General features: G+C 63.9%; 7 protein-coding genes and 2 pseudogenes. All 9 read left to right on the top strand.

From position 1 onward, the window contains the following. Positions 1-351: pseudogene (locus MOV74_RS24740) on the top strand (NADH-quinone oxidoreductase subunit G); the annotation flags it as partial. Between the two features lie 10 nt (positions 352-361). After that, positions 362-1429: an NADH-quinone oxidoreductase subunit NuoH gene (nuoH, locus tag MOV74_RS24745; RefSeq protein WP_018320148.1), complete on the top strand. Its 1068-nt coding sequence runs from the start codon at positions 362-364 to the stop codon at positions 1427-1429. Positions 1430-1443: 14 nt separating this feature from the next. Beyond that, positions 1444-1932, top strand: a complete 489-nt coding sequence (gene nuoI, locus MOV74_RS24750) for an NADH-quinone oxidoreductase subunit NuoI (protein ID WP_027529879.1) — start codon at positions 1444-1446, stop codon at positions 1930-1932. Between the two features lie 158 nt (positions 1933-2090). Continuing rightward, positions 2091-2729, top strand: coding sequence for an NADH-quinone oxidoreductase subunit J (locus MOV74_RS24755; RefSeq protein WP_246928526.1), 639 nt, complete (start codon positions 2091-2093; stop codon positions 2727-2729). After that, a complete protein-coding gene (gene nuoK / locus MOV74_RS24760; RefSeq protein WP_008547737.1) occupies positions 2726-3034 on the top strand; it encodes an NADH-quinone oxidoreductase subunit NuoK in 309 nt (102 codons plus the stop codon). Before MOV74_RS24755 ends, nuoK begins: the two co-directional genes overlap by 4 nt. Before the next feature lie 8 nt (positions 3035-3042). Then, positions 3043-5115 (top strand): NADH-quinone oxidoreductase subunit L, encoded by a 2073-nt coding sequence (gene nuoL / locus MOV74_RS24765; protein ID WP_246928535.1) that lies wholly within the window; start codon positions 3043-3045, stop codon positions 5113-5115. Continuing rightward, positions 5116-6624 carry an NADH-quinone oxidoreductase subunit M gene (locus tag MOV74_RS24770; RefSeq protein ID WP_246928537.1) on the top strand — a complete coding sequence of 503 codons (1509 nt, stop codon included), beginning with the start codon at positions 5116-5118 and terminating at the stop codon, positions 6622-6624. A gap of 22 nt (positions 6625-6646) precedes the next feature. Next, positions 6647-8083, top strand: a complete 1437-nt coding sequence (nuoN, locus tag MOV74_RS24775) for an NADH-quinone oxidoreductase subunit NuoN (protein WP_246928540.1) — start codon at positions 6647-6649, stop codon at positions 8081-8083. 1 nt (position 8084) lies between these two features. After that, positions 8085-8252: pseudogene (locus MOV74_RS24780) on the top strand (biotin--[acetyl-CoA-carboxylase] ligase); the annotation flags it as partial.

Here is an 8252-nt window from a genome sequence, read left to right on the forward strand (position 1 = left end):
GTGCAGATGACGGGCCGCGCCGCGTTTCCGCCGGGCGAGGCCCGCGAGGACTGGGCGATCGTCCGCGCGCTGTCGGAGGCGCTCGGCAAGAAGCTCGGCTACGACTCGCTTGCGGCCCTGCGCCAGGCGGTGTTCAAGGCCGTGCCGCATCTGATCCGTCTCGATCAGATCGAGGCCGGTTCGACCGACCAGATCAAGAAGCTGGCGGGGAAGGGCGGCTCGCCGGAGAAGGCGCCGTTCAAGCCGCTGGTCGAGGACTTCTACCTGACCAACCCAATCGCGCGTGCATCCGCCGTGATGGCGGAATGCTCGCGCCTCGCCTCCGGGCATATGCTGACCGCAGCGGAGTGAGCGTGATCTGATGGAATTTTTCGAAAGCGCATTCTGGACCGGATTCCTCTGGCCGCTGATCATCATGGTCGCGCAGAGTGTCCTCGTGCTCGTCGTCCTCCTGGTCGCGATCGCCTACATCCTGCTCGCCGACCGCAAGATCTGGGCGGCGGTGCAGATCCGGCGCGGCCCGAACGTGGTCGGCCCGTGGGGCCTGCTGCAATCCTTCGCGGACCTGCTCAAGTTCGTGCTGAAGGAGCCGATCATTCCGGCTGGCGCCAACAAGGGCGTGTTCCTGCTGGCCCCACTGGTGTCGTGCGTGCTCGCACTGGCTGCCTGGGCGGTCATCCCGACCAATCTCGGCTGGGTGATCTCCGACATCAATGTCGGCATCCTCTTCATCTTCGCGATCTCGTCGCTGTCGATCTACGGCATCATCATGGCCGGCTGGTCGTCGAACTCGAAGTATCCGTTCCTGGCCGCGCTGCGCTCGGCGGCGCAGATGGTGTCCTACGAGGTCTCGATCGGCTTCGTCATCATCACGGTGCTGCTCTGCGCCGGCACGTTGAACCTGTCGGCGGTGGTCGAAGCCCAGCATGTCCGCGGCCTTGCCAGCCTGATCGGGCTGCCGCAGCTCACCATCCTGAACTGGTACGTATGGCCGCTGTTCCCGATGTTCGTGGTGTTCTACGTCTCGGCGCTGGCGGAGACCAACCGTCCGCCCTTCGACCTCGTCGAAGCGGAATCCGAGCTCGTCGCCGGCTTCATGGTCGAGTACGGCTCGACGCCGTATCTGCTGTTCATGCTCGGCGAATACGTCGCGATCGTCACGATGTGCGCGATGGCCACGATCCTGTTCCTCGGGGGCTGGCTGCCGCCGGTGGACCTGCCGCCCTTCAATTGGGTGCCGGGGATCATTTGGTTCTCGCTCAAAGTCTTCTTCATGTTCTTCCTGTTCGCGATGGCAAAGGCGATCGTGCCGCGCTACCGCTACGATCAATTGATGCGCCTCGGCTGGAAGGTGTTCCTGCCGCTGTCGCTGGCGATGGTGATCGTGGTGGCCGGCGTGCTGCATTTCGCCGGCATCGCGCCGAAGTGAGGGCCGTCATGGGTATCAACATCAACGCCACTGCACGCTCGCTTCTGCTGTCGGAATTCGTCTCGGCGTTCTTCCTCGCCATGCGCTATTTCTTCCAGCCGAAGCCGACGCTGAACTATCCGTTCGAGAAGGGCCCGATCTCGCCGCGCTTCCGCGGCGAGCACGCGCTGCGCCGCTATCCGAACGGCGAAGAACGCTGCATCGCCTGCAAGCTGTGCGAAGCGATCTGTCCGGCGCAGGCCATCACCATCGAGGCCGGCCCGCGCCGCAACGACGGCACCCGCCGTACCGTGCGCTACGACATCGACATGGTGAAGTGCATCTATTGCGGCCTCTGCCAGGAGGCCTGTCCGGTCGACGCCATCGTCGAAGGTCCGAACTTCGAGTTCGCGACCGAGACCCGCGAGGAACTGTTCTATGACAAGGCCAAGCTGCTCGCCAACGGCGACCGCTGGGAACGCGAGATCGCGAAAGCGATCGAGCTCGATGCGCCGTACCGGTGAGGTGAGGGCATGATCCTTCCCGCCAACCTCTCGTCATTCCGGGGCGCGCGAAGCGCGAACCCGGAATCTCGCGCCACAACCTCTAGATTCTCCGATGCGCAATTGCGCATCGTAGTTCGCGGGCTTTGCCCGCGCCCCGGAATGACGGGGAATGCCCGATGATCCTTCCCGCGCTGTTCTTCTATCTCTTCGCCGGCGTCTGCGTCGCCTCGGCCGTGATGGTGATTGTCTCGCGCAATCCCGTGCACTCCGTGCTGTACCTGATCCTGGCCTTCGTCAACGCCTCCGGCCTGTTCGTGCTGATGGGCGCCGAATTCCTGGCGATGATCCTGATCGTCGTCTATGTCGGCGCCGTCGCGGTGCTGTTCCTGTTCGTGATCATGATGCTCGACGTCGACTTCCTCGAGCTGCGCGAGGGCTTCATCGAGTACCTGCCGGTCGGCCTCGTGATCGGCGGCATCTTCCTGTTCGAGCTGCTGCTCACCGTCGGCTTCTGGGTCATCAACCCCGGCGTCGCCAAGACGATCACGGCGGCGATCCCGGCCAACGTCTCCAATACCGAGGCGCTCGGTCTCGTGCTCTATACGAAGTACATCCACTACTTCCAGCTCTCGGGCATGGTGCTGCTGGTCGCCATGATCGGCGCCATCGTGCTGACGCTGCGCCACAAGGCGAGCGTGAAGCGGCAGGACATCAACGTTCAGAACGCGCGCACGCCCGAGATGGCGATGGCGATGCGCAAGGTGGCGCCAGGGCAGGGGCTCTCGGACGCCGACGCGGCGGAGTGGGTGAAATGACGATCGGGCTCGGACATTATCTTGCGGTCGGCGCGATCCTGTTCACGCTCGGCATCCTCGGCATCTTCCTGAACCGCAAGAACATCATCGTCATCCTGATGTCGATCGAACTGATCCTGCTCTCGGTCAACATCAACCTCGTCGCGTTCTCGACCTTCCTCGGCGACATCGTCGGCCAGGTCTTCGCACTTTTGGTGCTGACCGTCGCAGCCGCTGAAGCCGCGATCGGTCTCGCCATCCTGGTGGTCTATTTCCGCAACCGCGGCTCGATCGCGGTTGAGGACGTCAATCTGATGAAGGGCTGAGCTCAGTCATGGTTCAGGCAATCGTTTTTCTGCCTCTGCTGGGCGCCATTCTGGCAGGGCTCATCGCCCTGGCCGGCGCGCATGCCCGCAACCCCTCGGGCGACGAGGTCGAGCATCACGGGGACCACGGCCATGGCGACGCGCATGCCGCGGCCGCCCATGACGACCATGGTCACGACGATCACGGCCATGACGACCACCATGTTTCCGAGCCGCCGGCGGCCGGCTCGCGCGCTGCCGAGCTGATCACGACCGGGCTGCTGTTCGTCTCGGCGGCGCTGTCCTGGATGACGCTGGTCGACGTCGGCTTCATGCACCACGACTACAGGATCCAGCTGCTGCCCTGGATCTTCTCCGGCGAGCTCCAGGTCTGGTGGACGCTACGGGTCGACACGCTCACCGCCGTGATGCTGGTGGTGGTGACCACCGTGTCCTCGCTCGTGCACCTTTATTCCATCGGCTACATGGACGAGGACCCGAACCGGCCGCGCTTCTTCGGCTATCTCAGCCTGTTCACCTTCGCCATGCTGATGCTGGTGACGGCCGACAACCTCGTGCAGCTGTTCTTCGGCTGGGAAGGCGTGGGTCTCGCCAGCTACCTCTTGATCGGGTTCTGGTACCAGAAGCCGTCGGCGAACGCCGCGGCGATCAAGGCCTTCGTGGTCAACCGCGTCGGCGATTTCGGTTTTGCGCTCGGCATCTTCGCGATCTTCATGCTGGCCGGCTCGACCGATTTCGAGACCATCTTCCATGCCGCGCCCGGTCTGACCGGCAAGACCATCAACTTCCTCGGTTGGCATGCCGATGCGCTGACCCTGACCTGTCTCCTCCTGTTCATGGGTGCGATGGGCAAGTCGGCGCAGTTCCTGCTGCACACCTGGTTGCCGGACGCGATGGAAGGCCCGACCCCGGTCTCCGCGCTGATCCACGCCGCGACCATGGTCACCGCGGGCGTGTTCATGGTGGCGCGCCTGTCGCCGCTGTTCGAGCTCGCGCCGAATGCGCAGGCCGTCGTGATGTTCTTCGGCGCCACCACGGCGTTCTTTGCGGCGACCGTCGGCCTCGTCCAGAACGACATCAAGCGCATCGTCGCCTACTCGACCTGTTCGCAGCTCGGCTACATGTTCGTGGCGATGGGAGCAGGGGCCTATTCGGTCGGCATGTTCCATCTGTTCACGCACGCCTTCTTCAAGGCGCTGCTGTTCCTAGGCTCCGGCTCGGTGATCTACGCGATGCACCACGAGCAGGACATCCGCAACATGGGCGGCCTCTGGAAGAAGATCCCCTACACCTACGCGGTGATGGTGGTCGGTACCCTGGCGCTGACCGGCTTCCCGCTCACCGCCGGCTACTTCTCCAAGGACGCGATCATCGAAGCGGCCTACGCCTCGCATAATCCGTTCGGGGTGTACGGCTTCCTGATGACGGTCGTCGCGGCTGGCCTGACCTCGTTCTACTCCTGGCGCCTGATTTTCAAGACCTTCCACGGCGAGCCGCATGACGAGCATCATTACGAGGCCGCGCACGAGGCTCCGCTCTGGATCCTGATCCCGATCGGCGTGCTCGCGGTCGGCTCGTTCGTCGCAGGGTTACCGTTCAAGGAGCTGTTCGCCGGTCACGGCGTCGAGGAGTTCTTCCGCGAGTCCGTGAAGATGAACCCGCACATCATCGAGGAGATGCACCACATCCCCGAGACCATCGCGTTCCTGCCGACGGTGATGATGGTGCTGGGCTTCCTCGTCTCGTACCTGTTCTACATCCGCCGGCCTTACCTGCCGGTCGAGCTCGCGAACACACAGCCGATGCTGTACCAGTTCCTGCTCAACAAATGGTACTTCGACGAGCTCTACGACATCATCTTCGTCCGTCCGGCGAAGTGGATCGGCTACCAGCTCTGGAAGAAGGGCGACGGCTTCATCATCGACGGTCTTGGCCCCGACGGCGTCTCCGCCCGCGTGCTGGACGTCACCCGCAACGTCGTGAAGATCCAGACCGGCTATCTCTATCACTACGCGTTCGCCATGCTGATCGGCGCCGCCGGCCTGATCACCTGGTTCATGTTCGGCTTTGGAGGCCAGTAAATGATAACCTGGCCCATTCTTTCGGTCACGACGTTCCTGCCCCTGGTCGGCGCGCTGATCGTCTATCTCAGCCGCGGCGATGACGAAGCGGCCCGGCGCAATTCGCGCTGGATCGCGCTCTGGACCACGCTGATCACCTTCGCGGTGTCGGTAATCCTGGTCATGCGCTTCGACCCCAGCAATCCCGACTTCCAGTTCGTCGAGAAGGCGAATTGGCTCGCGACCGGCATCACCTACCACATGGGCGTCGACGGCATCTCGCTGCCGCTGGTGATCCTCACCACCGCGGTGATGCCGTTCTGCATCATCGCGAGCTGGAAGGCGATCACCAACCGCGTCCGCGAATACATGATGGCGTTCCTGATCCTGGAAACGCTGATGATCGGCACCTTCTCGGCGCTGGATCTCGTGCTGTTCTACCTGTTCTTCGAGGGCGGCCTGATCCCGATGTTCCTGATCATCGGCGTCTGGGGCGGCCCGCGCCGGGTCTACGCGTCGTTCAAGTTCTTCCTCTACACGCTGCTCGGCTCGGTCTTGATGCTGCTCGCCATCATGGCGCTGTACTGGAACGGCGGCACCACGGACATCCCGACCCTGATGCACACGGCCGTGCCGCGGTCGTTGCAGACCTGGGCGTGGCTGGCCTTCTTCGCCTCGTTTGCGGTGAAGATGCCGATGTGGCCGGTGCACACCTGGCTTCCCGACGCGCACGTCGAGGCGCCGACCGCGGGCTCGGTGGTCCTGGCCGCGATCCTGCTGAAGATGGGCGGCTACGGCTTCCTGCGCTTCTCGCTGCCGATGTTCCCGCTGGCCTCGCACGACTTCGCGCCGCTGATCTTCACGCTCTCGGCCATCGCCATCATCTACACCTCGCTGGTGGCGCTGATGCAGGAGGACATGAAGAAGCTGATCGCGTACTCGTCCGTGGCGCATATGGGCTTCGTCACCATGGGCATCTTCGCCGGCACCATGCAGGGCGTCGCCGGCGGCGTGTTCCAGATGATCTCGCACGGCATCGTCTCCGGCGCGCTGTTCCTCTGCGTCGGCGTCGTCTACGACCGTCTGCACACCCGCGAGATCGCGGCCTATGGCGGCCTCGTCAACCGGATGCCGCTCTACGCGCTGACCTTCATGGTCTTCACCATGGCCAATGTCGGTCTGCCCGGCACCAGCGGCTTCGTCGGCGAGTTCATGACGCTGCTCGGCACCTTCAAGGTCTCGATCCCGACGGCGTTCTTCGCCAGCTTCGGCGTGATCCTGTCGGCGTGCTACGCGCTGTGGCTCTACCGCAAGGTCGTGTTCGGGGCGCTGGTCAAGCCGTCGCTGGCGAGCATGAAGGATCTCACCTTCCGGGAGTGCCTGACGCTGTTCCCGATGATCGCGCTGACGATCCTGTTCGGCGTCTATCCGAAGCCGGTGCTCGACATGTCGGCCGCCTCGGTCCAGCAACTCGTCAACAACTACAACACCGCTGTGACGGCCGTGAAGGCCGCCGCACTGCTCCAGTGATCGGGCAGGTCAGGATATCGCCATGAGCTTTGAGACTGCAGGTTATCAACTGGCGCCGGTACTGCCCGAGATCGTGCTCGCGGTCGGCGCCATGGCGCTCCTGATGCTCGGCGCCTATCGCGGGCAGGAGACGACCAAGACCGTCACCTCGCTGGCGGTCGTGCTCCTGGTCGTGGTCGGCGTGCTCGAATACATGCTGCCCGCGGGCAAGCATGTGACCTTCGGCGGCAGCTTCATCGTCGACGATTTCGCTCGATTCATGAAGATCCTGGCCCTGATCGGCTCGGCGGTGACACTGGTGCTGTCGACCGAGTTCCTCTCCGACCCCTCGCGGCGGATCTTCGAGTACGCCATCCTTGTGCTGCTCTCGACGCTCGGCATGATGGTGCTGATCTCGGCCGGCGACCTGATCTCGCTCTATCTCGGCCTCGAATTGATGTCGCTGGCGCTCTACGTCGTGGCGGCCTCGAACCGCGACAACGCCAAGTCGACCGAAGCCGGTTTGAAGTATTTCGTGCTCGGCGCGCTGTCCTCGGGCATGCTGCTGTACGGCGCCTCGCTCATTTACGGCTTCACCGGTACCGTCAGCTTCACCGGCATCGCGGCGGCCGCGACGGTCTCGAATGTCGGCCTCGTCTTCGGCCTCGTCTTCCTGCTTGTCGGCCTCTGCTTCAAGGTCTCGGCCGTGCCGTTCCACATGTGGACGCCGGACGTGTATGAGGGCGCGCCGACCCCGGTCACCGCCTTCTTCGCCTCGGCGCCGAAGGTGGCGGCGCTCGCCGTGTTCACCCGCGTCACGCTGACCGCATTCCCCGGCATCGTCTCGCAGTGGCAGCAGATCCTGGTGTTCGTGGCGATCGCCTCGATGGCGCTCGGCTCCTTCGCCGCGATCGGCCAGAGCAACATCAAACGCCTGATGGCCTATTCCTCGATCGGCCACATGGGCTTCGCGCTGGTCGGCCTTGCCTCCGGCACGGTCGAGGGCGCGCAGGGTGTCCTGATGTACATCGTGATCTATGTCGCGATGACGCTCGGCTCGTTCTCGATCATCCTCGCGATGCGCCGCAACGGCCAGGCCGTCGAGCAGATCAGCGATTTCGCAGGTCTGTCGCGGACCAATCCGCTGCTCGCCTTCATGTTTGCGATGCTGCTGTTCTCGCTGGCCGGCATCCCGCCGCTCGCCGGCTTCTTCGCCAAATGGTACGTCTTCGTCGCCGCCATCAAGGCGAACCTGTTCACGCTCGCCGTCATCGGCGTGCTGACCAGCGTGGTCGGCGCCTACTACTACCTCACCATCGTCAAGACGATGTATTTCGACGAGCCGGCCGGCCAGGTCGATCCGGTGCGCGTTGAGGTGAAGACGGTGCTGGCGGTCGCGGGCCTGTTCAACATCCTGTTTGCGCTGTTCGCAGGTCCGGTGGTGAGCGTCGCTTCCGCCGCCGCAAAGTCGCTGTTCTAGGATGGCTTTCGCGCTCGGTCCTCGCGCATCGGCCGCGGGCTATAAGCTCGCGGCGTTCGAACGGATCGGCTCGACCAATACCGAGGCGATCGAGCAGGCGAGGGCCGGCGAGCGCGGCCCGATCTGGTTCGTTACATCGGAACAGACCGCCGGCCGCGGCCGCCGTCAG

Source organism: Bradyrhizobium sp. SHOUNA76, from assembly GCF_023006445.1.
In the GTDB taxonomy this organism is placed as follows: domain Bacteria; phylum Pseudomonadota; class Alphaproteobacteria; order Rhizobiales; family Xanthobacteraceae; genus Bradyrhizobium.